Source organism: Chromobacterium sp. INPA-IVC (assembly GCF_059047085.1).
This window is the reverse complement of the sequence record NZ_JBTNLS010000010.1, coordinates 24,557-48,878: the sequence shown is the minus strand read 5'-3', so window position 1 is coordinate 48,878 and position 24,322 is coordinate 24,557. Positions and strand designations below refer to the sequence as shown.

The 24,322-nt window shown below is 67.7% G+C and carries 23 protein-coding genes; 5 read left to right on the top strand and 18 right to left on the bottom strand.

Annotated features, from left to right (window positions below; all coding sequences use genetic code 11):
* Window positions 1-35: 35 nt before the first annotated feature.
* Window positions 36-872 (bottom strand): PhzF family phenazine biosynthesis protein, encoded by an 837-nt coding sequence (locus ACX17K_RS18980; protein ID WP_493775997.1) that lies wholly within the window; start codon window positions 870-872, stop codon window positions 36-38.
* Complete coding sequence (locus ACX17K_RS18975; RefSeq protein ID WP_493775996.1) at window positions 872-1,336, bottom strand: DUF4124 domain-containing protein; 465 nt, start codon at window positions 1,334-1,336, stop codon at window positions 872-874. The genes ACX17K_RS18980 and ACX17K_RS18975 overlap by 1 nt, the downstream gene beginning before the upstream one ends.
* Before the next feature lie 166 nt (window positions 1,337-1,502).
* On the opposite strand from ACX17K_RS18975, the gene ACX17K_RS18970 reads away from it, so the two are divergent.
* Entirely contained in the window at window positions 1,503-3,260 is a 1,758-nt protein-coding gene (locus ACX17K_RS18970; RefSeq protein WP_493775995.1) for a carboxypeptidase-like regulatory domain-containing protein, read from the top strand.
* Between the two features lie 63 nt (window positions 3,261-3,323).
* On the opposite strand, the gene ACX17K_RS18965 is transcribed toward ACX17K_RS18970, so the two are convergent.
* The 6 genes from ACX17K_RS18965 to ACX17K_RS18940 form a co-directional block, all read right to left on the bottom strand.
* Window positions 3,324-3,704 carry a RidA family protein gene (locus tag ACX17K_RS18965; RefSeq protein WP_046155452.1) on the bottom strand — a complete coding sequence of 127 codons (381 nt, stop codon included), beginning with the start codon at window positions 3,702-3,704 and terminating at the stop codon, window positions 3,324-3,326.
* Window positions 3,704-4,894: a radical SAM family heme chaperone HemW gene (gene hemW, locus ACX17K_RS18960; RefSeq protein WP_493775994.1), complete on the bottom strand. Its 1,191-nt coding sequence runs from the start codon at window positions 4,892-4,894 to the stop codon at window positions 3,704-3,706. The genes ACX17K_RS18965 and hemW overlap by 1 nt, the downstream gene beginning before the upstream one ends.
* Window positions 4,891-5,484: an RdgB/HAM1 family non-canonical purine NTP pyrophosphatase gene (rdgB, locus tag ACX17K_RS18955; protein WP_493775993.1), complete on the bottom strand. Its 594-nt coding sequence runs from the start codon at window positions 5,482-5,484 to the stop codon at window positions 4,891-4,893. The genes hemW and rdgB overlap by 4 nt, the downstream gene beginning before the upstream one ends.
* Window positions 5,485-5,551: 67 nt before the next feature.
* Window positions 5,552-6,625, bottom strand: coding sequence for an ABC transporter substrate-binding protein (locus ACX17K_RS18950; RefSeq protein ID WP_493775992.1), 1,074 nt, complete (start codon window positions 6,623-6,625; stop codon window positions 5,552-5,554).
* Between the two features lie 103 nt (window positions 6,626-6,728).
* The gene (gene dusA / locus ACX17K_RS18945; protein WP_493775991.1) at window positions 6,729-7,736 is read right to left on the bottom strand and encodes a tRNA dihydrouridine(20/20a) synthase DusA; all 1,008 of its coding nucleotides are present in this window, start codon (window positions 7,734-7,736) and stop codon (window positions 6,729-6,731) included.
* 133 nt (window positions 7,737-7,869) lie between these two features.
* The gene (locus ACX17K_RS18940) at window positions 7,870-8,481 is read right to left on the bottom strand and encodes a M15 family metallopeptidase (RefSeq protein ID WP_493775990.1); all 612 of its coding nucleotides are present in this window, start codon (window positions 8,479-8,481) and stop codon (window positions 7,870-7,872) included.
* A gap of 131 nt (window positions 8,482-8,612) precedes the next feature.
* Here ACX17K_RS18940 and ACX17K_RS18935 point away from each other — a divergent pair, with 131 nt between their 5' ends.
* The 4 genes from ACX17K_RS18935 (at window position 8,613) to ACX17K_RS18920 (ending at window position 13,061) form a co-directional block, all read left to right on the top strand.
* Entirely contained in the window at window positions 8,613-10,205 is a 1,593-nt protein-coding gene (locus ACX17K_RS18935) for an ABC transporter substrate-binding protein (RefSeq protein ID WP_493775989.1), read from the top strand.
* Window positions 10,193-11,185 carry a M14 family metallopeptidase gene (locus ACX17K_RS18930; protein ID WP_493775988.1) on the top strand — a complete coding sequence of 331 codons (993 nt, stop codon included), beginning with the start codon at window positions 10,193-10,195 and terminating at the stop codon, window positions 11,183-11,185. Before ACX17K_RS18935 ends, ACX17K_RS18930 begins: the two co-directional genes overlap by 13 nt.
* 257 nt (window positions 11,186-11,442) lie before the next feature.
* Window positions 11,443-12,000, top strand: coding sequence for a hypothetical protein (locus ACX17K_RS18925; RefSeq protein ID WP_493775987.1), 558 nt, complete (start codon window positions 11,443-11,445; stop codon window positions 11,998-12,000).
* 263 nt (window positions 12,001-12,263) lie between these two features.
* The gene (locus ACX17K_RS18920; protein ID WP_493775986.1) at window positions 12,264-13,061 is read left to right on the top strand and encodes a hypothetical protein; all 798 of its coding nucleotides are present in this window, start codon (window positions 12,264-12,266) and stop codon (window positions 13,059-13,061) included.
* A 72-nt stretch (window positions 13,062-13,133) separates the two neighbouring features.
* Here the strand turns inward: ACX17K_RS18920 and ACX17K_RS18915 are convergent, their stop codons facing one another.
* From ACX17K_RS18915 to ACX17K_RS18870, 10 genes are all read right to left on the bottom strand, one after another.
* Entirely contained in the window at window positions 13,134-14,249 is a 1,116-nt protein-coding gene (locus ACX17K_RS18915) for a hypothetical protein (RefSeq protein ID WP_493775985.1), read from the bottom strand.
* On the bottom strand, window positions 14,221-14,964 hold the full coding sequence (locus ACX17K_RS18910) for an outer membrane lipoprotein-sorting protein (protein WP_493775984.1): 744 nt from the start codon (window positions 14,962-14,964) through the stop codon (window positions 14,221-14,223). The genes ACX17K_RS18915 and ACX17K_RS18910 overlap by 29 nt, the downstream gene beginning before the upstream one ends.
* 13 nt (window positions 14,965-14,977) lie before the next feature.
* Entirely contained in the window at window positions 14,978-16,270 is a 1,293-nt protein-coding gene (locus tag ACX17K_RS18905) for an ABC transporter permease (protein WP_231162453.1), read from the bottom strand.
* Window positions 16,267-17,016, bottom strand: a complete 750-nt coding sequence (locus tag ACX17K_RS18900) for an ABC transporter ATP-binding protein (RefSeq protein WP_493775983.1) — start codon at window positions 17,014-17,016, stop codon at window positions 16,267-16,269. Before ACX17K_RS18900 ends, ACX17K_RS18905 begins: the two co-directional genes overlap by 4 nt.
* Window positions 17,017-17,105: 89 nt before the next feature.
* Window positions 17,106-17,996 (bottom strand): NAD(P)-dependent oxidoreductase, encoded by an 891-nt coding sequence (locus ACX17K_RS18895; RefSeq protein ID WP_493775982.1) that lies wholly within the window; start codon window positions 17,994-17,996, stop codon window positions 17,106-17,108.
* Window positions 17,993-19,048, bottom strand: coding sequence for a zinc-dependent alcohol dehydrogenase (locus tag ACX17K_RS18890; RefSeq protein WP_493775981.1), 1,056 nt, complete (start codon window positions 19,046-19,048; stop codon window positions 17,993-17,995). Before ACX17K_RS18890 ends, ACX17K_RS18895 begins: the two co-directional genes overlap by 4 nt.
* Window positions 19,045-21,084 (bottom strand): FAD-dependent oxidoreductase, encoded by a 2,040-nt coding sequence (locus ACX17K_RS18885; protein WP_493775980.1) that lies wholly within the window; start codon window positions 21,082-21,084, stop codon window positions 19,045-19,047. The genes ACX17K_RS18890 and ACX17K_RS18885 overlap by 4 nt, the downstream gene beginning before the upstream one ends.
* Window positions 21,077-21,856: a 3-oxoacyl-ACP reductase FabG gene (gene fabG, locus ACX17K_RS18880; RefSeq protein ID WP_343481180.1), complete on the bottom strand. Its 780-nt coding sequence runs from the start codon at window positions 21,854-21,856 to the stop codon at window positions 21,077-21,079. Before fabG ends, ACX17K_RS18885 begins: the two co-directional genes overlap by 8 nt.
* A 55-nt stretch (window positions 21,857-21,911) precedes the next feature.
* Entirely contained in the window at window positions 21,912-23,081 is a 1,170-nt protein-coding gene (locus ACX17K_RS18875; protein WP_493775979.1) for a beta-ketoacyl synthase, read from the bottom strand.
* Complete coding sequence (locus ACX17K_RS18870; RefSeq protein ID WP_493775978.1) at window positions 23,074-24,303, bottom strand: beta-ketoacyl-[acyl-carrier-protein] synthase family protein; 1,230 nt, start codon at window positions 24,301-24,303, stop codon at window positions 23,074-23,076. Before ACX17K_RS18870 ends, ACX17K_RS18875 begins: the two co-directional genes overlap by 8 nt.
* Window positions 24,304-24,322 lie beyond the last annotated feature (19 nt).

The window sequence follows — 24,322 nt, the reverse complement described above, 5'->3', positions numbered from 1 at the left end:
AATAGCGGGCAAGCCAGTCAAGCCGGGCGGCGGAATCAACAACGGAATTCTCCCTCGCCCATGAACTGGGTGCGGCCGCCCACGCTGACCGCGCCATCCGCGTCCACATCCAGATACAGCCGATTGGGCCGGTTGATCGCCTCGCCCTGCTCCACCCGCCACGACAGCGGCGCGAGACCGTTCAGCGCGCACCAGCCGCCCAGGTTGGCGCAGGCGCTGCCCGTGCCGGGGTCTTCTATCACCGAACCCAGTTGCTCGAAGAACAGCCGCACGGTAGCGACGCCGCCGTCCTGGTGCCAGACATAGGCGATGCTGCGTCCAGGCCGCAGCGTCGCATGGCGGGTGAACAGCGCCGGATCGGGCTTGGCGTTCAGCACCGCCTCGCGGCTGGAGAGGCCGATCAGCAGCTGCGCGCTGCCGGCATCCACCCACTGCGGCGCATGCAGCACGTCGCCGGAGGCCAGGCCCAGCATCGCCGCGGCTTCGTCTATGCCGCAGCCGGGCCGCGCCGACGCAGGCAATGCCCGCAGCCGGAACACGCCGTCGGCATGGCGGATCGGGATCAGGCCGGAGCGGGTGCGCAGCGTGAAATCGTCGCCCAGCTCGCCGCTCGCATGCAGCGCGGCCGCGCTGCCCAGCGTGGGGTGGCCGGCGAAGGGCAATTCGTAGCTGGGCGTGAAGATGCGCAGGCTGGCCGCGCATTCGGCGTCGCCCGGCAATAAAAATACGGTTTCCGACAGATTGAACTGCCGCGCGATCAACTGCATGTCGTCGTCCGACAAGCCGGCGGCGTCGGTGAACACCGCCAGCGGATTGCCGCCGAAACGCTGCTCGGCGAACACGTTGACGATCTGGAATCGATAAGCGCCCATCAATCCTCCTTATATAGATGGCATGCCCGATCCTGCATCTGATCCTCCACCTTGGCAAGACGCAGCTTCACGCGCTCGGCCTCCTGCAGCGGCTGGCCGCGGCGCAGGTTCGCGTCCAGCGCGGCGCGCTTGGCGTCCAGCCGGCGGCAATGCTCGCGCTCGGCCAGCCATTTCCTGCGCTGCGCGCTCCGCTCGCGCTGCTCCGTCTTGGCATCGGCCTGCTGATTCTTGTCGCGCTTGTCCGACCATGCTCGCAGCTGCTCGCGGTAGCGCTTCGCCGCCTGGCCGCCGTCGTTCTGTTCGATCACGCTGAATGGATGCGTCTCCATTTCCACCGCCCGGCTGCCTGCCGGGCACGGCTGCTGGCCATAGACCACGCCGCCGTCGGCGCTCCTGCACTTGAACACTTCGGCGGAACACAGATCCGCGCCTAACAACAAGCCCAGAAGGAAAAGATTTTTCATCTCGCGGCCTCAGAGTCTCAATCTCGGAACCATGCCCAACTCTCCGTCGTCCCGCCACTGCTCGCCTGGACATAAATGACACAAGCAAAATGTCAATGTACTATTTCGCCCTAACTATTTCTCAACGCTTCGCCAAACTAAAACAACTCGCATGATGAATACTGTGATGAAACAATCCGTTCTCGCATTGGCCGTCGCATTCGCGCTGACCGCTTGCGGAGGCGATGACAGCCACTCCACATCCGGCGGCAATGCTCAGACGCTCGGCCAGATCAACGGCACCGCGGCATCCGGTTCCCCATTGGACAATGGCTCGATCACGATCAAAGACGCCCAAGGCCACTCGATTACAGTCCAGACCGATGCCCAAGGCCGCTACAGCGCCGACTTGAGCCAGTTCGCCTCGCCGGCGCTGCTGGAAGCTACCGGACTGATCGGCGGCGTGCCGGTGTCCCTCCACTCGGTCGCCACGCAAGCCGGCACCGTCAATATCACGCCGCTGACCGACGCCATTCTGTCGATGAGCAGCGACACCGAGGCGAGCGAATGCTTCCTCAACGCCGCGGTATGCGCGGCCAAACTCGACAGCGCCAAGCTGAACCAGAGCCAAACCAGCCTGAAAACCGCGCTGGCCCCTTTGATGCAGGCCGTCGGCCTGGACAGCCGCGCCGATCTGCTGCGGACGGCTTTCGCCGCCGACAAGACCGGACACGACAAATTGCTGGAAATGGTGGAGGTTTCCGCCGGCAGCCAGGCGGGGACCATACGCCTGCAAAGCAAGCGCGCCCAGGCGGCCACCATGGTGAGCCGGGATCAAAAACCGACTCCCTTGCCGGCCGACGACCTGCCGGACCTGAGCCGGCTGGATGAACTGGCGGCGCAACTGAACGCCGCCTATCTCAGCGCGGACGGCCTGGACAAGCGCCTGGCGGCGTTGCTCAGCGACGATTTCCAGTTTGACGGCGACAACGCGGCGCAATATCTGGCGCGGGAAATGGAAGACGCCGGCTACGGGGAAACCTATGTCGGCGGACGTTTCTCGCCGCCGAAGGTGGAAACCTGTTACAGCGCCGCGCTCTGCCAGATTTCGATGACGGTCCGCGTGGCGGGCATGGCGCCCAGTTATTTCCGCATGAAAGCCCGCTTGCAGAAAGAAGGCTGGAGGCTGGCGGGAAATGACAGCCCCGTCTCCTTGCAAATGGATGCCGGGGCCCGCCAGATCATCAGCGCCCCCGACAACCGCAGCGACAAGGTCAGCCTGCTGAACCTGGTACTCAGCCAATATGCCCGGCACGACAACCCGATCTACACCCAGCCAGACCGTCCCGCCGCGCAAATCGTCGCCCGCAGCGCCCAGTTGCTGGCCGATGGCAAAGCCATCCTTACCCTGAAGGAAAATGCCGAGTGCGCGCAACTGGAGCCTCAGGAGCTGACATCGGCGAATCCTGACTATCCTTGCCCGGTGAATTACCTGACGCCCGACAGCTTCGCCGCCGTCTACAACGATGCCTTGAGCCGGAACGCTCTGAAATTGCGCTTTTACTCCGATGACCGCTTCGCCCAGCCGGTGGGAAAGGACTTCAGCCCGCGCGCCCCGCTGTTCACCGCCGCTGAAATCGCTCAGCAGGCCTTTCCCGCTCTGACAAGCGACACGCTGCAGGCGCTCGCCAAAGCCAACGGCGCCAGCGATGTGAAACTCGGCTGGCAAATGCCGCCGCGGCTCTGGTTCAACAGCCTGCTGCTGGACATGCGCCAAAAAGGCCAGCCGCAACGCATCGAAGACAGCGCGGGCGCATTGGCCAATCCGCTGATGCTCAACGCCCGCAAGAGTCCGACGCTGACCTCGCCCGACTTCCTGCGCGTCACGATCTGGAGCCTGGATAGACAAGGCCGGGGCCTCTACACCCGCTATCAGTTGCGCTGAATTCCTTTTCCAGCAAAAAGCCCCGGTTTCCCGGGGCTTTTTTTCATCGCGGACGCGGCGCGCTTACAGCACCAGCACCGCTTCGGCTTCCACCAGCACGCCCTTGGGCAGGCTGGCCACGCCGACGGCGGCGCGGGCCGGGAACGGCTGGCTGAAGTACTGGCCCATGATTTCGTTGAAGGTCGCGAAGTTGGACAGATCGGTCAGATAAGCATTGAGCTTGACGATCTGGTCCAGGCTGCCGCCGGCGGCCTCGCACACGGCCTTCATGTTCTTGAACACCTGGTGGGTTTCGGCGGCGAAACCGCCTTCCACCACGGCCATGGTTGCCGGGTCCAGCGGGATCTGGCCGGACAGATAGACGGTGTTGCCGGCCTTGACGGCTTGCGAGTAAGCGCCGATGGCGGCCGGAGCCTTGTCGGTGTGGATAATTTCCTTAGCCATTATTCATCTCCTTCTTTGAGGAACAGGGTGAGCAAATCGTTGAGGAAACGCTGGCCTTTCAGCGTCGGGCGCAGAATGGCGCCGTCGCCGTCCAGCAGGCCTTGCGCCTGGGCTTCGTCCAGCTGGCGGCGGATCAGCGCCAGCGGCAGCCCGGTGCGTTCCTGGAACAGGCGGCTCTCGAAGCCGCCGGTCAGGCGCAGCAGATTCATCATGAATTCGAACGGCAAGTCGGCGCGGGCGACCTTCTGCTGGCTTTGCAGCGGATTGCCATCCGCCACCGCCTTCAGATAGGCCGCCGGCTGCTTGTGCCGCATCTGGCGCACGATGCCGGCATGGCTGCTGATCTTGCCGTGGGCGCCGGCGCCGATGCCGACGTAGTCGCCGAACTGCCAGTAGTTGAGGTTGTGCCGGCTATGGCGGCCGGGCTTGGCGAAGGCCGAGGTTTCGTAGTGATCGAAACCGGCGGCTTCCAGACAGGATTCTATCGCTTCCTGCATGTCGGCCGACACCTCGTCGTCCGGCAGGTTCTTCGGCGTTTGCGCCGCGAACATCGTGTTCGGCTCGATGGTCAGGTGGTAGGCCGACAGATGGGTGATGCCGTAGGACAGCGCGGTGTTCAGGTCGGACAGCGCCTGGTCCAGGGTCTGGCCCGGCAGCGCGTACATCAGGTCCAGATTGACGTTGTCGAAGTGGGTCAGCGCGATCTCGACCGCGCGCTTGGCCTCGTCGCCGTCGTGGATGCGGCCCAGCGCCGTCAAGTGCTTGGGATCGAAACTCTGGATGCCGATGGACAGCCGGTTGATGCCGGCCTCGCGGTAGCCGCGGAAGCGCTCGATCTCGAAGGTGCCGGGATTGGCCTCCATCGTGATCTCGGCGTCCGGATGCAGCCTCAGCCGCGCGCGCACGCCGGCCAGGAAGGCATCCATCGCCTGCGGACTGAACAGGCTGGGCGTGCCGCCGCCCATGAAGATGCTGGTCAGCGGGCGGCCCCATACCTCGGGCAGCGAGTATTCCAGATCCCGCAGCAGTGCGTCGACATAGGCCATCTCGTCGAAGCCGTTCTTCGGCTCATGCGAGTTGAAGTCGCAATACGGGCACTTGCGGATGCACCACGGGAAGTGGACGTACAGCGCCAGGGGCGGCAGCTCGCGCAGGCCGCCCGTCAGCGCCGACAGATCGATCACGCTCATGCCAGCGCCTTGAGCTTGACCATCAGCGCGGCCAGCGCCTGGCCGCGGTGGCTGACGCGGTTCTTCTCGACGGCGTCCAGCTCGGCCACGCTGACGCCGTGGCTGGGCAGGAAGAAGTAAGGGTCGTAGCCGAAGCCGCCGCTGCCTGCGGCCTCATCGCGCACCTCGCCCAGCCAGATGCCGTCGGCCACCAGCGGTTGCGGGTCGTCGGCATGGCGCACCAGCACCAGCACGCAGTAGTACCAGGCGCGGCGGTTGGCCTCGCCTTGCAGCTTTTCCACCAGCAGCGCGTTGTTGCGCGCGTCGGACTTCGGCTCGCCGGCGAAGCGGGCGGAGTACACGCCCGGCGCGCCGCCCAGCGCCTCGACGCAGATGCCGGAGTCGTCGGCCAGCGCCGGCAGGCCGGTCAGCCGGCTGGCGTGGCGCGCCTTCTCCAGCGCGTTTTCCAGGAAGGTGTGGTGCGGCTCCGGGCATTCCGGCACGTCGAAATCGCGCTGCGGGCGCACGGTGACGCCCAGCTCGGCGAACAGCGCGCCGAATTCCTTCAGCTTGCCGGCGTTGTTGCTGGCGAGAACCAGTTGGTCGAACATCTTTTCGCTCTTTCTATCTTGTGGGTGCGGCCGAACCGGGTCGATGGCGTCCGGCCAGGCCGCCAGCTTAGCGGCTGACCTTCACTTCCGTCCACATCCGCGCCAGCGCGCGGCGCTCGACCGGCGTCAACTCGCGCAATACCGTCCATTTTTTCGCCTGCTCGGCGCTCGGATTGATCACCGGGCTGGCTTTCAGATCGGCGCGGAAATAAGGGCTGGCGGTGGCCACCGGATTGGTCGCGCCGTTGAGGTTGGTCAGCTGCGCCGCGTTCTGGCCGTCCAGCATGAAATTGATGAACTGGTGCGCCAGATCCGGCCGCTTGGCGCTGGCGGTGATCGCCATCGTGTCCACGCCGATCTCATTGCCCTCGCGCTGCGGGACATTGCCGATATGGAACGGTCGCTTGGTCAGGCGGGCATCCTCGCTGGCCTGGAAGAATTCGGTGGAATAGCCGAGCGCCACCCAGATATTGCCGACCGCCAGCTGCTTCAGATAACTGGCGTTGGAGAAGGCCGCCCAGTACGGTTTGGCTTTTTTGATCGCGTCGCGCGCGGCGCGCATGTCGGCGTCGGTCGCCCTGTTCGGGTCCTTGCCCAGGTAGAACAGCGCGGCGGCGAACACCTCGCGCGAGCTGTCCAGCACCGTCACCTTGCCCTTGATCTTCCGCAGCACCGCCGGATCGAAGATCACCGACCAGCTAGTCGGGTCCACGCCCAGCTGCTTCAGCTTCTCGACGTTATAGCCGACCGAGGTCAGCGACAGCACGGTGGGGATGGTGTAGCGGTTGGCCGGATCGTAGCTTTGCGACAGATAGGCCGGCGCCACGTTTTTCAGATTGGGAATCTGGCGGTGGTCCAATGGTTGCAGCAGCTTCTGCTTGGTCATCGCCTGCACGACGAAACTGGAGGGAAACACCATGTCGTAGCCCTTGGCGCCGGCGGCCAGCTTGGCCAGCATTTCCTCGTTGTCGCCATAGTAGTCCTGCACCACCTTGCAGCCGCAGCGCTTCTCGAACTGCCTGACGATGTTGTCGGACAGCGAGCCGCTCCAGTTGTAGATGTGCAGCACGTCGTTGGGACCGGCCCAGGCCAGGCCGGAAGACAGCGACAAGGCGAGCATCAGCTTTTGCAACTTTTTCAATTGGGATCCACCTCCAGACAATCATGCCGGGCATGACAACAATGACAAAAGGCGGCCGGGGCCGCCTGGCGCAGACAGCCGCTCGTCGGCGGCCATCGGATAATCAGGCGCGGCGGCCCGCCAGCGTCGCCTCGTAGGCCTGGCGCAGCAGGCCGGCGTCCGCGCCATCCAAGAGCTTGGAATCGGACAGCATCCGGCGCCAGTTGCGCGCGCCGGGCAGGCCCTGGAACAGACCCAGGATGTGGCGGGCGATATGACGGACATTGCTGCCGTCGCCCAGACGCGCCGTCACGTAGGGCATCATCGCCTCCACCACCGCCGCGCGCTCCGGACCAGCGGCCTCGTCGCCGTAGAACAGCGCGTCCCACTCGGCCATCAGCCACGGGTTGTGATAGGCCTCGCGGCCCACCATCACGCCGTCGACGTGCTTCAGATGCTCGGCGATCTCGGCATTGGTCTTGACGCCGCCGTTGATCAGGATTTCCAGGTCCGGCCGCTCCCGCTTCAGCCGGTAGACGTAGTCGTACTTCAGCGGCGGAATCTCGCGGTTCTCCTTCGGGCTCAGGCCCTTCAGGATGGCGTTGCGCGCATGGACGATGAAGGTGCGGCAGCCGGCCTCGGCCACGGTATCGACGAATTCGCGCAGGTAATCGTAATGCTCGATCTGGTCGATGCCGATGCGGTGCTTGACGGTGACGTCGATGTCGACGGCGTCGCGCATCGCCTTGACGCAATCGGACACCAGCTTGGGCTCCGCCATCAGGCAGGCGCCGAAAGCGCCCTTCTGCACTCTTTCCGACGGACAGCCGACGTTAAGGTTCACTTCGTCGTAACCCCACTCCGCCGCCAGCTTCGCGCAGGCGGCCAGCTCGGCCGGCTCTGAGCCGCCCAGTTGCAACGCGATCGGATGCTCGGCCTCGTCGAAACGCAGATGGCGCGCGACGTCGCCGTTCAGCAGCGCCCCGGTGGTCACCATCTCGGTGTACAGCCAGGTGTTCCGCGTGATCTGGCGGGCGAAGTAGCGGTAGTGGCGGTCGGTCCAGTCCAACATCGGGGCGACGGACAGCCGGCGCGGCGGCAACGCGCGGCGGTTGGCAAGCGTTTGATTCATCCGGGAAAACCAGTTCTTTCGCAGCGGCAAAACGCGCGGCCTGGCCGGACACGCTGCGACGCATAAGCGTTTGATCAAACTGGGAATTATCCTACCTACGTCAAGGCAGGGTCAAGGCAAAATCGCCCCGCGCTCACTCGATCAGCCGCATATGCGCGCGCACCCAGTCGCGGTCAGCCGCTTCGAAATGCCACCACTCGGTGGCGATGCCGCGGAAGCCGGCAGCCTCCATGCAGCCGCGCAATAGCTGGCGGTTGGCCAGCTGCGCCTCGCTGAGCCGCCCCTTGGCCAGCATCTCCGCCTCCCGCTGCGGCTGGGCTCGCTCGGTGAAGTCATCGAAACCCGTGCCCATGTCGAGCTCCCGCCCCGCCTGATCCTCCGCCGTGATGTCCACCGCCATGCCGAAGCTGTGGATGGAGCCGCGCGCCGGATCGGCCACATAGATGCGCTGCGGCGTATCCTTGACGATGTCCCACAGCACCCGCTGCACCCGGCCCGGCCGCAAGGCATCGAAAACGCGCAGTCGATGCCCCGCCCGCCGGCTGGCCAGCTCGCCAGCCGCGCGGGCCAGCCGCTCAGCCGCCTGGCGGTGCAGCAACGCCCGCGCCGACGGGCCGTACAGATCCCGGCCGACGAAATTGTCGGCGCAAGCGTATCGCAAGTCCAAGCGCACCCCGGCCATGCCCTCGATGGACACGTATTCGGGATGGCTTGCCAGTTCCTCCAGCCTGATGGTTGCGTCCATGGCTCCTCCCTCGCTGCTGACCTGCCGCAAATCCGGCAGGCCGCCGCTTGAGCGATACTGTGAAGACGATCCGACTCCGGCCTTGGACCATGGTAGGCTCGGAACGAATAAAACCAATACAGGAACCCGAGATGCCCCTGCCCCGCCTTTCGTCCTTGCTCCCGCTCGCGGCCCTGCTGGCCGCGGCGCTGCCCGCCCCCGCCCTGGCCGCCAAACCGCTGGTGTTCTGCGCGGAAGCCTCGCCGGAAGGCTTCGATCCGGCGATGTGGGACAGCGCCACCACCTACAACATCGCCAAGCCGGTGTTCCAGGGCCTGGTCGAATTCAAGCGCGGCGGCGTGGCGCTGCGGCCCGGCCTCGCGGAAAGCTGGTCGGTATCGGATGACGGACTACTATATACGTTCAGACTGCGCCGCGGCGTCAAGTTCCATCAAACCGACTATTTCACGCCCAGCCGGGACTTCTCCGCCGACGATGCGGTATTCACCATCAACCGCTGGATACGGCCGGACCTGCCCTTCAACCAGGCGTTCAAGACCCCGCTGACCGGACCAGACGGCTATGGCCTGTCCAAGCTGATAGAGTCGGTGCGGAAAGTGGACGAGCACACCCTCCAGATCCGGCTGAAGGAGCGCAACGCGCCCTTCCTCACCTTTTTCGCGATGGGCTTCGCCGGCATGCAGTCGGCCGAATACGCCGACCAGCTGCTGAAGGCCGGCAAGCCGCAGCAGATCAACCTGCTGCCGATTGGCACCGGCCCCTATCGCTTCAAGAGCTACGCCAAAGACGCCATCATCCGCTACGAGGCCAATCCGCAGTACTGGGGCAAGCCGCAGAAAACCCGCAGCCTGGTGTTCGCCATCGTCGCCGACCCGCAGGTCCGCATCCAGAAACTGAAGGCCGGCGAATGCCAGGTGGCCGCGGCGGTGCGCGAGTCCGACCTCGACGCGCTCTCCGGCGACAAGAACGTCAAGATCGCCGCCACCGGCGCCAGCAACATCTCCTACCTGGCCTACAACCTGAAGCGCCCCCAATTCGCCAAGCGCGAGGTGCGGGTGGCGCTGGACATCGCGATCAACCGCGACGCGCTGTTCAAGGCGCTGTTCCCCAAGGGCGGCGCCACCCAGGCGGTGAACCCCTTCCCGCCGTCCACCTGGAGCTGGAACCCGAAAACCCGCAACGAATACGATCCAGCCAAAGCCAAGGCCTTGCTGGCCCAGGCCGGCTATCCCAACGGCTTCACCGTCAACCTGTGGGCCTTGCCGGTGCAGCGTCCGACCAACCCCAACGGCAAGCTGATGGCGCAGATGATCCAGCAAGACTGGGCCCGAATCGGCGTCAAGGCCAACATCCAGTCCTACGAGTGGGGCGAATATCTGAAACGCGCCGCCGCCGGCGAGCACGATGTCTACATGTCCGGCCTCACCAGCAATTCCGGCGACCCGGACGACTTCCTGTGGAACAGCCTGTCCTGCAGCGTCAGCAAGGGCGGCCAGCGCTTCTGCAACGCCGAATTCGAGCGGCTGCTGCAGCTAGGCCGCCAGACCACCGGCCAGAAGCAGCGGACGCCGTACTATCTGAAGGCGCAGGAAATCTTCAAGCGCGAGCGGCCCTGGATCACCATCGCCCACTCCCGGATCTACATCCCGTTGCGCGCCAATGTGCAGGGCTTCATCATGAACCCCAACGGCTCTTTCGATTTCGAGGACGTATGGCTCAAGTGAATCCAGGCTGGCCGCAGGCCTTCGCCAGCCACCGCTACCAGGCGCTGATGGACGGCCCCGCGCTGATCATCACCGGCGCGGTGCACGGCAACGAAGTGTGCGGCGCCATCGCCATCCGCCGCGTGATGGCGGAGCTGGAACGGGGGGCGCTGTCGCTGCGCGCCGGTCGGTTGACCCTGGTGCCGGTGGCCAATCCGCTGGCCTACCGGCTGGGCCAGCGCGGCGGCGACCGCAACCTGAACCGCAACCTCGCGCCCTGCGATCATCCTCAGGACTACGAGGACCACGTCGCCAACTGGCTGTGCCCGCTGCTGGCCGAGCATCAGGTCCTGCTCGATCTGCATTCCTTCCAGTCGCCTGGGCAGCCGTTCGTATTCCTGGGCCCGGCCGACAACGACGGCGAGCTGGAGCCGTTCGTCCACGCGGCCCGCGAGGAAGCGCTGGCGCGGCGGCTGGGCGTCGCCGACGCGGTGGACGGCTGGCTGTCCACCTACGCGCTGGGCGTGGAGCGGCGGCGTCAGTCGCCGGCCGGCGACGCGAGGCTGGCCGAACTCAACGCCGACCCGCGCTACGGCGTGGGCACCACCGAATACATGCGCAGCCAGGGCGGCTGGGCGCTGACCTTGGAATGCGGCCGCCACGACGATCCGGCCGCGCCGGAGATCGCCTACCGCGCGGTCCTCAACACCCTGGCCCACCTCGGCATGGTGGGCGCGCCCGATCCCGCCCCGCAGCCCGTCGCCTTGCTTAGCCTGTATGAAGTGGTGGACAAGCGCGACGACGCCGACAGTTTCGTCCGCGCCTGGAACAGCTTCGACAGCGTCCGCCAGGGCGAGCTGATCGGCCGCCGCGCCGACGGCAGTCCGGTCACGGCGCCTGACGATGCCCGCATCGTGTTTCCCAATCCCCGGGCCCAAGCCGGCCAGGAATGGTTTTATCTGGCCAAACCGTCAACCCGGCTGGGAAACGGCCAATCCTAGCGCCGCTGCCGGCCCGGCATCGACGGGCTTGCCCATCGCCGGCAGATGCAGCACCAGGCAAGATGCCAATTCGAATATTCAATATCAAATTATTTGAATCAATAATAATTGCCGCCGCTTATCACCCGACAGCCATCAAACCTCCAGAAAACTGGAGTTCCGCCTCGTAGGACAACAAGGCAAAATCCAGCGACAAAACCAGATATCCTGGCTCGCCAGCCCATCCGGCGCCGCGCGTGAAACAAGGGGAGTGGAAAATGAATAAACCTCTGACCGCCACTTACTCGCCGGACGACGACAGGCTGAGAATCTACGCCCGCGGCAAGCTGAGCGATCCGCTGCGCTCCATGCTGGAACATCAAGGTTTCCACCTGCTGCCCGAGGCCATGGTTTTCGTATCCGCGTCCGGCTGGTCGCTGCAACAGGAAAATCTGCTGCTGCAGCTATGCGGCATGATAGAGGACGACGCCGTCTGGCATGGCGATCTCTATCTGCCCTATATCGAGCACATTCCCTACCGGGACCTGCCACCCGGCACCGGTCCATGGTACGACCCCCGTTACTGGCAGGTCCGCGCCGCCGCGCTGGCCGGCCGCCAGCATCCGGAAGAAAAAGTGCTGCTGGAGCTGCGTCTGGCGCGCATCGCCCCGCTGCGCAGCCAGATCGCCAGCCTGGAGTCCAGGCTGACGGACGAGGAGCTGCGCGCGCCGGGCCCGCCCCGCGGCTGGTCGAACGACCGCCTGACGCTGTGCCGGCTCAAGCTGCAGTTGGCCTACTGCCTGCGTTTTCACCAGGAAGCGCGCCTGGCGGCCTGAACGCGAGCGCTCCCCAAGCCAGGCCTTGGCGCGCGGTCCGCTCTTCCCGTTCCGCCACCGCGCCTGCCAATCCGTTTGCGCAGCGCGCTCCTCCCCGCCGCGGCATGGCCGCTTGGACAGGCTGCAAATACCGAGGCCGCTTGACCCATTAGAATGTCCAGCTTCCGCATCCGACGGGCCCAGGGCGAGCCATTCCCGAGTGAAAAGGGCAATGCGGCGTCTGCTCCCCGATCCCGTCCGCCGCCTGAAAAGGAATATCGCCGATGACGTACGCCATGCTGGCCCCGGATCAATTCACCGACGAGCACAAAAGCTTCCTGGCCGGATTTCGCCAATCGATAGAAATGCTGTCCAAAAGCTCAGACATGATGCTGGGCGCCAAGGACATCCACTCCCGGCACCTGATCTCCACCGATGCCTACGCCAGGATCGTGGCGCTGAAACAGGGCGGCGACGTCGCCGGCCGGCTGGACTGCGAAATGCCGTGCGAAGGCACAGCCGAATTCGCCGACAGCTATGTGAGCGAGGATCTGTCGCTGATGCGCGGCGGCAAAATCGAGCGCAAGATCGCCACGCTGAACATCCACGAATACGCAGACGGCCTGAAGGCCCGCGTGTTCAACAAGCACATGCTGGTCCACCACCCCAGCCAGTCGATTCTCGGCACCATCTACAGTGGCCAGGACGTCGAAATAGGCAATTTCCTCAACATCATCCCCAATTACGTGCTCGAGTTCGGCGCCGGCTGCAGCCTGGAGCAAGGTTCGGCCTACAGCAGTCTGGAAGGCGTGACGCTGACCGAATACGAACAGGAGGTCTGCTTCCTGCTGCTGCTGAACTGGGAGTTCAAGCAGATCGCCGCCTTCATGGACAAATACCGGCCGCGCAACGCGCCGCGCACCACCGACTCGGTGATCAAGTGCAAGAACTACCTGTGCGAGAAGTTCGGCATCGAGCAGACCCGGCTGCAGGCGCTGAAGGAATTCCTGGTCCATCACGGCCTGCACCGCAAGATTCCGCGCTCGCTGTTCAATCGTCTGATCGGCTCCAAGCTGCTCTAGCCCCGCGCCTCCGCCCAGCATCCAGGCGCAGGCATCCCGCCATGCTCCATGCCGAGCCCGACACGCCGGCGCTTACAGCAGAAACAGCTTCAGCCCCAGCGTGACGCCGCTGCGGTAGACCCCGCCCAACTCGCTGCCGGCGCCGCCCTCGCCCAGGATCAGCATCGCGAAGCCCGACAGGCGCGGCTGCAGCCGGCGCTCGCCGTACAGCGTCCAGCCCTGGCTATGGTCGTCCCGGTTGCTCGTCCACTCCAGCCGCCAGTAGCGCTCCAGCTCCTGCGGATTGCTTTGCACGCTGGCCCACAGGTAATGGCGGCCGCGCAGCGCGGCCGGGTCGGCTTGCAGCGTGGCCGCGCCGTTGTCGCCGTTGAACAGGTATTCGGCCGACCACACCCGGCCGGCGGCGCTGGTGTAGCTGGCGCCGCCCAGCCAGCGCCCGGCCGTCGCCGCGTCGCGCCGCTGGGCGGACGCCTCGCCGTACAGCAACCAGGCGTCGTCGGGCGTGTATTGGGCGAAAGCGCCGAGAAAAGGCCCCTGGCGCTGGCTGCGCGCCTGGCTGAACACCAGGCTGGCCAGCGAGTCGTCGCCCTGCCGGTCCAGCTTGAACAGCACGGTGTCGCGCTGCCTGGGCTGCGGCAAAGTCCGGGTGTCGGACACATAGGCCGAGGTCAGCCGCCAGCCGCCGCCGCTGTGGGTCCAGCGCGCCAGATCGATGCCTGGCGTGTCGGCCAGCGGATTGGTCCGGCCGCTGTCGAAATAGAAGGGATTGCTGGGAGAACGGAAATTGGCCGGCCCCCAGCTGAATTTCTCGCGTCCGGCCACCAGTTGCTCGCCACCGCTGGCCAGGCTGAAATAGCCCTGGTTGAGGCTGGCCTGGCCGTCGCTGCGGCAATCCGCGCCGCCGGGCGGGCAGGCGCGCAGCCAGTTCAGCCTGGGCGCCAGCTCCACGCGCAGCGCGTCGCGCCTAAGGGTCAGATCCAGCCGTCCCTCGGCGTGGTATTGCCTCTGCGGCAGCGGCAACGGGGAGGTCAGCCGGTAGGCGTCGCCGTATAGCCAGGTCTCCAGGCTGGCGTCGGTCCGCCACGCCTCGCCGCCGTCGCCTTCGGCGGCGTGGACGCCGGCGCACAGCAGCAGCGCGACCAGGCCGGCCGCGCCGCGCTCAGAGATTGTCCACCTGGAATTCGGCATCGGCGAAGGTCTTCACCCGCAGCTCGCCGTACTTCAGCGTGGTGCGGGCGTCGGTCAGCGCGTCGTTGATCTGCATGGCGCTGACGAAGGGAATGCTCTTGCCGCCCACCTTGACCGTGTTGTCGTACTGGAAGCTGGCCTGTTTGAGCAGCTTGCCGGACAGGCTGTAGAACTGCGCCTGCACGCCGACCATCCGCTTTTCCGACACCCAGTAGACGATGCGGTCGTAGGTGCTCTGCTTGTTGGCCGACTTCAAGTCCAGCACATAGCAGGGCTCGCCGTTCAGCGTCTCCTCGCGCAGCAGCTTGGCCGCGTAGTCCTTGGCGTAATTGGTGGCGGCGATGTCGCCTATCGCCGCCTGCCCGGACAGCCGCAGCCGCGGCGAGATCGCCACCGGCTTCTTCAGGCCGGGCTTGCTCAGCCACATATTGCGGTCCACCTGCAGCATCTTGGAGCCCTTGTTGCTCAAAGGCTCCCTGACTTCGGCCAGGCTGGCGGTCTTGTTGGCCCGCACATCCAGCCGCATCGGCTGCAAGTCTTCGCTGGCGCTGCCGCTGTTGGCCAGCCTCACCTCCCAGGCCAGGCCGGGCAGATCGCCGCCGCGCGCCTGGTCGGACTGGCGCAGCAGCTCCTGCGCGTCCGGCGCCGCCATGGCCGCCGGCGCGGCGATCAGGCCGGCCAGCAGCAGGCCGGCCGCCATCGTCATCGTTTTCATGCGCTTCCCTTTCTCAGCTGTGCGCCAGCGACAGCGTGATTTGCTGGCCCGACGCCTTGCGCGCCGGCAGCCAGGCGGCGGCGATGCTCAGCGTGCCCAGCAGCAGCATCGCGAACACGGTCCGCGCCGGATCGAAATCGATGTACAGCGGCACGCTGACGCTGTTGCCCGGCGGCACATACTGGATGTTGGCGCCGTTGACCGCGTGGCTGGTCAGCCAGAACAGCAGCAGCCCCAGCAGGCAGCCCAAGACCACTTGCAAGCAGGCCTCGGCGATGAACAGGCCCACCACGCGGACGCGGCGGTAGCCCATCGCCCTGAGCGTGCCGATCTCGCGCGTGCGCTCCAGCACGCTCATGCTCATCGCGTTGGCGATGCTCAGCACCACGATGGCCAGCACGATGCCCAACAGCAGAGTGAAGATCAGGTCGTACATATTCTTCACCTGCTTGTAGTACAGCGACATGTCCTGCCAGGTGCGCACTTCCAGGTCCAGGCCGGCGGCCTGGAAATCGGCCTGCAGCCGGTCGCGCAGCGCGATGGTGGTCGCCTCGTCCGGCGCCGGCGTGGTCAGCATCGCCAGCATGCCCTTGTCCAGCTGGCCGCCGGCCTTGGCCGGCGTGTTGATCAATACCGTCAGCCACTCGGCCTGCTCGCCGACGTCCTTCAGAGACCGCGTCAACTGCAGCGGCACCAGCAGGAATTTGTCGTTGGTGGCGGTGTTGCCGGTATTGATCACGTCGTTGACTTCGACGTCGGCGGCGTTGGCCTGGCCGTGGATGGTGCCGACCAGCAGCGAGGCCTCGCCGCCGCGCTTCAGCCCCAGCACCGCGGCCAGCGCCTCGCCGACCGACACGCCGTTGGGCTTGTCGGCGACGATGTTGCGGTGCACGCCGCTGAGTGGGCCCAGTATCAGCTGCAGCGCGGACGGGTCTATGCCTTCTGCGATGAAGATGGTGCTGTTGCGGCCGTTGGAAATCATGCCGTCCAGCCCCATCCTCGGCAGCACGTGGCCCTGCGGCAGGCGCTGGCGGACGATGGCGTCCACCTTGGCGATCTCGGCCGGCGTCAGCAGGTAGCGCGCCGGATGCAGCTTGCCCTCGGTGCGCCAGCCTCGCTTGTTGACCGACAGGTGGCCTATCATCTCGCCGTGGATGGAGAGATTGGCCAGGCCGGTGTAGATGGTCTGGGTGTAGCCGGCGAACAGCGCCAGCGCGGCGATGCCGAAGGCGATGGACAACAGGGTGACCAGGCTGCGGCGGCGGTTGCGCAGCAGATTGCGCCACGCCATCACGATGGGGTTCATGTCAGGCTCTCCGCGTTGAGTTTCAGCATGCTCTCCTCGTAGGAGGCCTCGGCGATCTCGCCGTCGCGCAGCGCCAGATGGCGCGACACCCGCGCCAGCAGCCTGGGATCGTGGGTGGACAGCACGAAGGTGACGCCGGTCTTGTGGTTCAGCGCCTGCATCAGGTCTATCACCTCGCGGCTGGTGCGCGAGTCCAGGTTGGCGGTCGGCTCGTCGGCGATCACCAGAGAGGGCTCGGTCACCATCGCCCGCGCGATCGCCACCCGCTGGCGCTGGCCGCCGCTGAGTTTTTCCGGCGGATGATCGGCGAAAGCCTCCAATCCCACCTTCTGCAGCCACGCCCGGGCGCGCTCCCTGGCCTGGGCCTTGGGAAGGCGCTGGCAGTAAAGCGGCAGCATCACGTTCTCCAGCGCCGACAGCACCGGGATCAGGTTGAAGTTCTGGAACACGAAGCCGATCTCGCGGCTGCGGTAGTCGGACAGGGCGTTGTCGTCCAGGCCGGCGACATCCTGGCCGCGGAACAGCATCCGGCCGTAGCTGGGGCTGTCGATCAGGCCCAGCAGGTTGAGCAGGGTGGATTTGCCGGAGCCGGACGGCCCCCAGATCGCCAGGAAGTCGCCGGGCTGGATCGCCAGCGACGCGTGGCGCAGGGCCTCGATCCGGGTTTCGCCCAGCAGGAAGGTGCGGCCCGCGTCCTGCAGCTCGACGATGGGTCCGCTTGTCGATGGTTTGACTGCTGTACTCATGAAGCGCTCGCTCGTTTTTCGAAAGGGAAAGTCGGCATGGCTATTAATGAATATATCATTTAATAAATTCAACAACCATGACAAAGGATTCAACAGGATGGCTCGCCGGCCAGATGGGCGATCAAGGCCGAGTAGTCGCGGCGCTTGGCCTCCTCGGTCAGCGGCCCCAGCAGCCGGCACAACGCCGGCGCCAGCCTCGGCTGCAGGCCGCTGGCCAGCGCGTGCTCGCACTCCCAGCGCAGGTCCTTCTCCAGATTGGCCAGCGAGAAGCGCGGCGCGTGGTCGCCGTCCAGGTAGCGCTGCCCCAGCCGCCGGTACAGGGGCGAAGCCAGGCCGCTGCCGTCCAGCGCGTCGAGAAAACTATCCACCGCCAGGCCGTGCGCCCTGAGCAGCGCGATCGCCTCGCCCAATCCGCCCGCCATCACCCCCACCAGCAGGTTCAAGGCCAGCTTGGCGGTATTGCCCGCGCCCAGCCCGCCCAGATGATGGACGCCGCGGCCCAGCGCCCACAGCAGCGGGCTCGCCCACTCCACGTCCGCCTCCGCGCCGCCGACCAGGAAATGCAGGGTGCCGTGGCTGGCGTCGTGCACGCTGCCGGTCATCGGCGCCTCCACCAGCGGCCAGCCGGCGGCAGCGGATTCGGCGCCCAAAGCCGCCAGCTGGACAGGCTGATGGGTGCCCAGGTCCACCAAGCGGCGGCCCGCGGCCGACACGCTGGCGATGCCCTGGTCGCAGAACAGCAGCGCGCGCAGCGCGGCGCTGTCGGTCAATACCGTCGCCACCCAATCGGCCCCGGCCACCGCGCCGGCCGGCGTCGCGTGCGCGCTGGCGCCGGCGTCCCGCAACGGCGCCGTCCGCTCCTGGCTGCGGTTATAGACCCGCACCTCCCACCCCTGGCCCAGCAGCCGCAACCCCAGCGCGGTGCCCATCGCGCCGCAACCTATCAACGCCAGCCGTTTTCCCGCATTCCGCCTGCTCATCCCGCCTCTCCCGCCACCTCGACCAAGGCCTTGAAACGCTCGCGCCGGTACAGCGCGGCGAAATAATCCGGCACCTCGTCCAGGCGCAATTTGTCGGAAAACATCAGCTCCAGCGCCGGCGCGCAGCCGGCCATCGCCGCGTCCACTTCGCCGCGCAGGCCGATCGGATCGCCGATCACGAACTGCAGCGCGATCTCGCGCTGCATCAACGCGCCCCAATCCAGTTCAAAACGGCCGGCCTGCGATCCCGCGCCGACCAGCCGGCCCCGCGGCCGCAATGCGGCCAGCGCGGTCTTCAAGCCGCTCTCGCCGCCCACCGCGTCCACCGCGGCGTCGAAAAGCCCGGCCAAACCCGGCGCCGCATCCGACAGCGGTTGCCCGGCCGCGATCTCCGCCACCGCCAGCCCCCCGCTACGCGCGCGCGCCGCGCGGGCGGGATGGGCCTCCAGCAACAGGACTTCGACGCCTCGGCGCGCCGCCAGCCAGGCGGTCAGCACGCCCACCGGACCAGCCCCCGCCACCGCCAGGCGCTCGCCCGGCGCCAGCGCTAGACGCTGCAGCGCGCCCAGCGCGGTCGGCATCACGTCGCCGGACAGCAGGCCGAAGCGCGGGTCCGCGCCATCGGCCTGCGGCGTCAGCGCGACATCCGCCCGCGGCACCCGAACGTACTCGGCCAGGCCGCCGTCCAGTCGCGGCTGCAGGCCGGAAAAGCCGAACAGCCGCCGCTCGCCGCACTGGGCGTGCCGCCCGGCCGCGCACTGCGCGCAAGCGCCGCAAGCGACGAAATCGGCGCAGGCCGCGCGCTGTCCTGGCCGCAAAAGCTTCACCTCAGGCCCCACCGCCACCACCTCGCCGACGAACTCGTGCCCGATCACCGTGCCCGGCTCGAAATCCGGCACCGCGCCGCGGTAGATATGCAGATCGGTGCCGCAAGTGGACGCGTGGGTGACTCTGAGCAGCGCGTCGTCCGGCTCCAGCAGCGCCGGCCGCGGCAGCGTCGCCAGCCGCAGCCGCTGCGGCCCTTCCCATACCACCGCCCGCATCGTGCTCATGTCAGCTCCATCGCAAACCGGTAAGCCGCCTCCAGCGCCGCGGCCAGATTGACGCCGGAGAGGCCGCCGTCGGCCGCCCCCAGCGCCGTGCAGGGAATGCCGGCCCGCCTCAGCGCGCCTTCCGGCCCCAAGCGCGGCACCTGGCCGGCCGCGATCACCACGCTGCGCGCCGGCAGGCTGCGCATCGCGCCGCCGCGCTCGCGCACGATCACCGCGTCGCCGGTGATCTCGACGACGTCGACCCGGCCAAGCAACCGCACGCCGTCGCGGCGCAGCGCGTCCATCAGTATCCAGCGCGTGGTGCGGCCGACGCGGTGGGCGAACTTGCGGCCGGAGCGCTGCAGCAACGTGATCGCCGGCTCCTCGTCGTCCGCGCCGCCGTCCAGGTACGGCGCCAGCGTCTCCGCCGGCAGGCGCCGCGCGAGGTAGCCGCGCGCTCCACGGGTCAACTCGCCGCGTTTGGCCGCCAGGTATTTCGCCAGATCGCAGGCGATGCCCCCGCCGCCGATCACCACCACTGGAAACGCCACCGGACAACCCTGCTCCAGCACCTCGGCGTAGTCCCTCACATGCGGCAGTTCCAGCCCCGGCACGCCTTCCGGCCGGCGCGGCGCGGCGCCCTGCGCCAACACCACGTGGTCCCAGCGCGCGGCGTCGACCGCGCGCTCGTCGAAACGGCAGCCCAGCCTCACCGCCACGCCTGCCCGCAGCAGTTCGCCGCGGTAATGGCGGATGGTGGCGGCGAACTCCTCTTTTTGCGGAATGCGCGCGGCCAGCCGCAACTGGCCGCCCAATTCGTATCCCGCCTCGAACAGCGTCACCCGCGCGCCGCGCCGGGCCAGAAACAAGGCCGCGCCCATGCCGCTGATGCCGCCGCCGGCCACCGCCACTTCCAGTGTCCGCGGCAGCGGCGGGTAGCGGCCTTCGTCCGGCAGCCCGCAATCCGGATTGACGCTGCAGCCGACCGGCTGGCCAGTCAGCACGTGGTCCAGGCAGCGCTGGTTGCAGGCGATGCAGGCGTTGATCTCGTCGAATCGGTTGGCCGCGGCCTTCCCAGCCAACGCGGGGTCGGCCAGAAAGGGACGCGCCATCGCGATCACGTCGGCGCTGCCGTCCAAGAGCAGCGCCTCGCCGTCGCGCGGGTCGTTGACGCGGTTGCTGACGGCCAGCTTCAGTTGCGGATAACGCCGCCGCGCCAAGCGGGCGGCGTCGGCGAAAGCCGCGCGCGGCACCGCCATCGCGATGGTCGGCACCTCGGATTCGTGCCAGCCTATGCTGACGTTGAGCAAATCGATGCCGTAGGGCAGCAGCTTGCCGATCAGCGCCATCGACTCCTCGGCGTCCAGCCCGTCCGGCAGCAAATCCATGCAGGGCAGACGAAAGATCAGTGGAAAATCCGGGCCGACGCGGCGACGCACCGCGGCGGCGATCTCTACCGCCAGCCGGGCGCGGTTGTCGAAGCCGCCGCCCCAGCGGTCGGTGCGCTTGTTGCAGGCGGGGGCCAGGAACTGGTGCACCAGAAAGCCCTGGCCGAACAGCAGCTCGATCGCGTCGTAGCCGGCGGCGACAGCGCGGGCCGCGCAATCGGCATGGGCGGCGATGGTCGCCTGGATCTCGGCCTCGCCGAGCGGCCTGGGCGTGAACACGCTGGACGGCAGCCGCTCAGCCGACGACGACACCATGCCGCCGTGAAAGGCCTCGCGGCCGAAATGCAGAATCTGCAGCGCGATGCGGCCGCCGGCCTCATGCACCGCGCCGGTGATCAGCCGGTGCGGCTCTATTTCGTCGTCGCGGCACAGCGCGAAGCCGCCCTTCGTGGTCTTGCCGGCCTCGTCCGGCGCGCAACCTGCGCTGACGATCAGCCCGACGCCCTCCCGCGCGCGCAGCGCGTAAAACGCCGCCATCCTTTGCCAGGCGTCGTCGCACTCGTCCAGGTTCAGATGCATCGAGCTCATCAGCAGCCGGTTGGGCAGCCGCAGCTTATTCAGCCGGATCGGCGAGAACAGCCGGCCGAGCAAGGGCCGAGCTTCAGGCACACAGCCCTCCGTCGACGACCAGCACGTGGCCGGTGATGTAGCTGGCCGCGCTCGAGCACAGGAAGCCGACGGTCTGCGCCACCTCCTCCGGCTTGCCGAAGCGCGCCAGCGGGATTTGCTTGGCGCGGGCGTCCTCCAATAGCGCCGCGCCTTTGTCCGACGCCTTCATCTCCGCCAGCATGTCGGTGTCGATGAAGCCCGGCGCCACCGCGTTGACGCGTATGCCGTAGCGGCCGACCTCGCGCGCCAGGCCGCGGGTCAGCGCCAGCAAGCCGGCCTTGGCCGCCGCGTAATTGGCCTGGCCGACCTGCGCCCGCATGCCGCCGACCGAGGCGATGTTGACGATCTGCCCGCTCTTGCGGCTCATCATCGTCTGCAGCGCGGCGCGCGCGCAGTGGAAGCTGCCGTCCAGATTGCTGCCCAGCACTGTGCTCCAGTCGTCGGCCGGCATCATCGCCAGCAAGCCGTCGCGGACGATGCCGGCGTTGTTGACCAGGGTCTGCACCCAGAAGCCGCGCTGGCGGATGTCGGCGAACATCGCCGCCACCGCGTCGCGGTTGGACACGTCGGCGCGGACCGGATAGGCCTCGCCGCCCGCGGCCCGGATCGCCGCGCAGGCGTCCTCGGCCGCCGCGCCGTCCAGCCGGTAATTGACGAAGACCGGCAGCTTGCGGCCGGCCAGCTCCAGCGCGATCGCCCGGCCTATGCCCCGCCCCGCCCCGGTGACCAGCGCCGCCTTGCGCAAGGCGAGCGGCAGTGCGTGTTCACTCATTCGGATTCTCCATATGGCCGCCGCGCCCCGGCGCGCGGCGCGAAAACAATGGCGCTCAGCGGCGCAGCCCCAGCGCGCAGAACGCCCCGGCGGCGTCGTTGCCCAACACCAGCGCGGCGGCGTCGTCCGGCAGCGCTCCGCCTGCTGCGGCCCGCGCCAGCGCCGGATCGGCGTCCGCCGCCACATCCGGCGTGGCCGGCGCGCGCCGGCTTGCCAGCGAAGCGGCGGCCAAGGCCACCTGCAGCGCGCCGCTCCAGCTCTCTCCCTCCCCCGCCAGCGCCCGCGCGGCCAGCAGCTTGCACGGCTGCCCGGCGCGCTCCGCCAGCCAGCGTCGCAAGGCCCGCGTTTCCAGCCTTTCGTGATCGCGGCCCGCGCCTCCGGCTCCCGGCAGCAGCAAGGCCGGCTCGGCGTCGGCCGCGCGGCGCCAGCCGTCCAGCAGCGATTGGACCGCGTCGCCCCGGCCCAGCCGGCCGGCATGCCAGCCGCCCAGCCTGGCGTAGACGCGCGCGCCGCGCGCCGCCGCGTGCTCCGCGTCTTCCAGCACCAGCATGCACGCGCCCTCGGACGGGATCAGCCCGCCGCCCCGTTCGCCGAAGAAGGCCGGCCTGCCGGCCAGCGCCGCGTCGCCGTAATAATCGCGGCAGAAACGCAAGGCGAAGCGCGACAAGGCCTCCACGCCGCCCGCCAGCGCGACCTTGGCTCGACCTGAGCGGACCAGGCCGGCGGCGCGCGCCACCGCCTGCAGCGAAGCCAGCGGCCCCGAAGCCAGCACCGAGCTGGGGCCGCGCAAGCCGAAGCGGATCGCCATCTGGCCGCAGGCGATATTGCGCGCCACCAGCGGGAATTCGGCCGGATTGATCCGCTCCGGCCGTCCCTGCAGCAGCGGCAACGAAAACTTGTGCACCGAGGTCTGCTCGGAGCGCGCGGTGCCCAGCAACGTCGCGCAGTCTTCCGGCGCCTCGCCGTCGCCGTAGCCCGCGTCCTCCAGCGCCGATCCGGCGGCGAAGCTGGCCAGCATCATCGGCTTGTCCATCAGCCGCAGCGCGCGCTCGTTGAAATAGCGGGTGCGGGGATAATCGCCGACGCTGGCGATCAGGGACTCGGCGTGCGGCGGCGACGCCGCCTCCGGCCAGGCGGAGAACACGAAGCGGCCGTCGAGCGCGCCATCCAGCCCCACGCCGTGCGGCCCGATCACGCCGATGCCGGTAATCGCCACTTCACGCATGCCCATCCTCCCGGTAATGGCCGAACACGATGCAGGAGCAGGCCCCGCCGAAGCCGAACGACTGCGACAGCGCGCGCCGCAGCACAGCCGGCCTGGCCTCGGCCCCGACCAGCCGGCTGCGCAGCGCCGTCTCGTCGCCGCGGGTGTGCAGCGTCGGCGGGATCAGGCCGTTTTCCAGCGCCAGCACCGTGGCGGCCGCCTCCAGCGCGCCGGCCGCGCCCATGCAATGGCCGATCGAAGCCTTGTTGGAACTGATGCGAAGCCGTTCGGCGGCGTCGCCGAACACCAGATTGATCGCGCGGATCTCGGACGCGTCGTTGTGGCGGGTGCCGGTGCCGTGGCAATTGATGTAGTCGATGTCCGCCGGCGCGAGGCCGGCGTCGTCCAGCGCGCGGCGTATCGCCAGCGCCTCGCCGGCGCCGTCTTCCGAGGTGGCGGTCAGGTGGTGGCCGGTATTGGACAGGCCGTAGCCCAGGATCTCGGCATGGATGCGCGCGCCGCGCGCGCGGGCCGACTCCAGCGTTTCCAGATGGAACAGGCCGGCGCCCTCGCCGATGAAGAAGCCGTCGCGCTCGCTGTCGAACGGCCTGGGCTCGCCCGTGGTGATCGAATACAGGCCGTTGAAGGCGGCGTGTATCATCTCCGCCAGCACGTCGCCGCCGCCGGACAGGCAGCGGTCGCACTCGCCGCCGCGTATCAGGTCGAAGGCGTAGCCCAGCGCGTCGGTGGTGGACGAGCAAGCGGTGGACACCAGCGACGACGGTCCGGTCAGATTGTGCCGCCCCGCCAGGAAGTCCAGCTGGTAATGAGCCGGTATCGTCTCCGCCGCCACCGGCGATAGCCGCCCCGCCTCGTAGGCGGCGCCGTATTCGCGCATATTGCGCATGCCGGCGCACAGCGTGCCCAGCACGCAGCCGACCCGCTCGGCGTCATCGAATGCCGGCCCCAGGCCGGCGTCCCGCAACGCCTCGGCGGCGGCCAGCGCCAGGAAGTAGGCGCTGTCCTCGCCCGGGTCGCCGCAGCGCGCGCGCGCGCCAGCGTCCGCCAACAGTTCCGCCGGTGTCTCGCCGCCCTGGGCGCTGCGGTAAACCGAGGCGTCGAAGCCGCGTATCGGCCGCCGCGCGCTCTCGCCGCCCGCCAGCGCCTGCCAGAAGCGCGGCAAACCCGCGCCGTAAGGCGACACCACGCCAATGCCGGTGATCACCACTCTTCGCTTGTCCATGCCCCCTCCCGCCGCCGCG

Excerpts from the sequence above, each read along its gene's own strand:
- ACX17K_RS18980 (WP_493775997.1), bottom strand. The coding sequence starts at position 872 with ATGGGCGCTTATCGATTCCAGATCGTCAACGTGTTCGCCGAGCAGCGT.
- ACX17K_RS18975 (WP_493775996.1), bottom strand. The coding sequence starts at position 1,336 with ATGAAAAATCTTTTCCTTCTGGGCTTGTTGTTAGGCGCGGATCTGTGT.
- ACX17K_RS18970 (WP_493775995.1), top strand. The coding sequence starts at position 1,503 with ATGAAACAATCCGTTCTCGCATTGGCCGTCGCATTCGCGCTGACCGCT.
- ACX17K_RS18965 (WP_046155452.1), bottom strand. The coding sequence starts at position 3,704 with ATGGCTAAGGAAATTATCCACACCGACAAGGCTCCGGCCGCCATCGGC.
- hemW (WP_493775994.1), bottom strand. The coding sequence starts at position 4,894 with ATGAGCGTGATCGATCTGTCGGCGCTGACGGGCGGCCTGCGCGAGCTG.
- rdgB (WP_493775993.1), bottom strand. The coding sequence starts at position 5,484 with ATGTTCGACCAACTGGTTCTCGCCAGCAACAACGCCGGCAAGCTGAAG.
- dusA (WP_493775991.1), bottom strand. The coding sequence starts at position 7,736 with ATGAATCAAACGCTTGCCAACCGCCGCGCGTTGCCGCCGCGCCGGCTG.
- ACX17K_RS18940 (WP_493775990.1), bottom strand. The coding sequence starts at position 8,481 with ATGGACGCAACCATCAGGCTGGAGGAACTGGCAAGCCATCCCGAATAC.
- ACX17K_RS18935 (WP_493775989.1), top strand. The coding sequence starts at position 8,613 with ATGCCCCTGCCCCGCCTTTCGTCCTTGCTCCCGCTCGCGGCCCTGCTG.
- ACX17K_RS18930 (WP_493775988.1), top strand. The coding sequence starts at position 10,193 with ATGGCTCAAGTGAATCCAGGCTGGCCGCAGGCCTTCGCCAGCCACCGC.
- ACX17K_RS18925 (WP_493775987.1), top strand. The coding sequence starts at position 11,443 with ATGAATAAACCTCTGACCGCCACTTACTCGCCGGACGACGACAGGCTG.
- ACX17K_RS18920 (WP_493775986.1), top strand. The coding sequence starts at position 12,264 with ATGACGTACGCCATGCTGGCCCCGGATCAATTCACCGACGAGCACAAA.
- ACX17K_RS18915 (WP_493775985.1), bottom strand. The coding sequence starts at position 14,249 with ATGCCGAATTCCAGGTGGACAATCTCTGAGCGCGGCGCGGCCGGCCTG.
- ACX17K_RS18910 (WP_493775984.1), bottom strand. The coding sequence starts at position 14,964 with ATGAAAACGATGACGATGGCGGCCGGCCTGCTGCTGGCCGGCCTGATC.
- ACX17K_RS18905 (WP_231162453.1), bottom strand. The coding sequence starts at position 16,270 with ATGAACCCCATCGTGATGGCGTGGCGCAATCTGCTGCGCAACCGCCGC.
- ACX17K_RS18900 (WP_493775983.1), bottom strand. The coding sequence starts at position 17,016 with ATGAGTACAGCAGTCAAACCATCGACAAGCGGACCCATCGTCGAGCTG.
- ACX17K_RS18895 (WP_493775982.1), bottom strand. The coding sequence starts at position 17,996 with ATGAGCAGGCGGAATGCGGGAAAACGGCTGGCGTTGATAGGTTGCGGC.
- ACX17K_RS18890 (WP_493775981.1), bottom strand. The coding sequence starts at position 19,048 with ATGAGCACGATGCGGGCGGTGGTATGGGAAGGGCCGCAGCGGCTGCGG.
- fabG (WP_343481180.1), bottom strand. The coding sequence starts at position 21,856 with ATGAGTGAACACGCACTGCCGCTCGCCTTGCGCAAGGCGGCGCTGGTC.
- ACX17K_RS18875 (WP_493775979.1), bottom strand. The coding sequence starts at position 23,081 with ATGCGTGAAGTGGCGATTACCGGCATCGGCGTGATCGGGCCGCACGGC.
- ACX17K_RS18870 (WP_493775978.1), bottom strand. The coding sequence starts at position 24,303 with ATGGACAAGCGAAGAGTGGTGATCACCGGCATTGGCGTGGTGTCGCCT.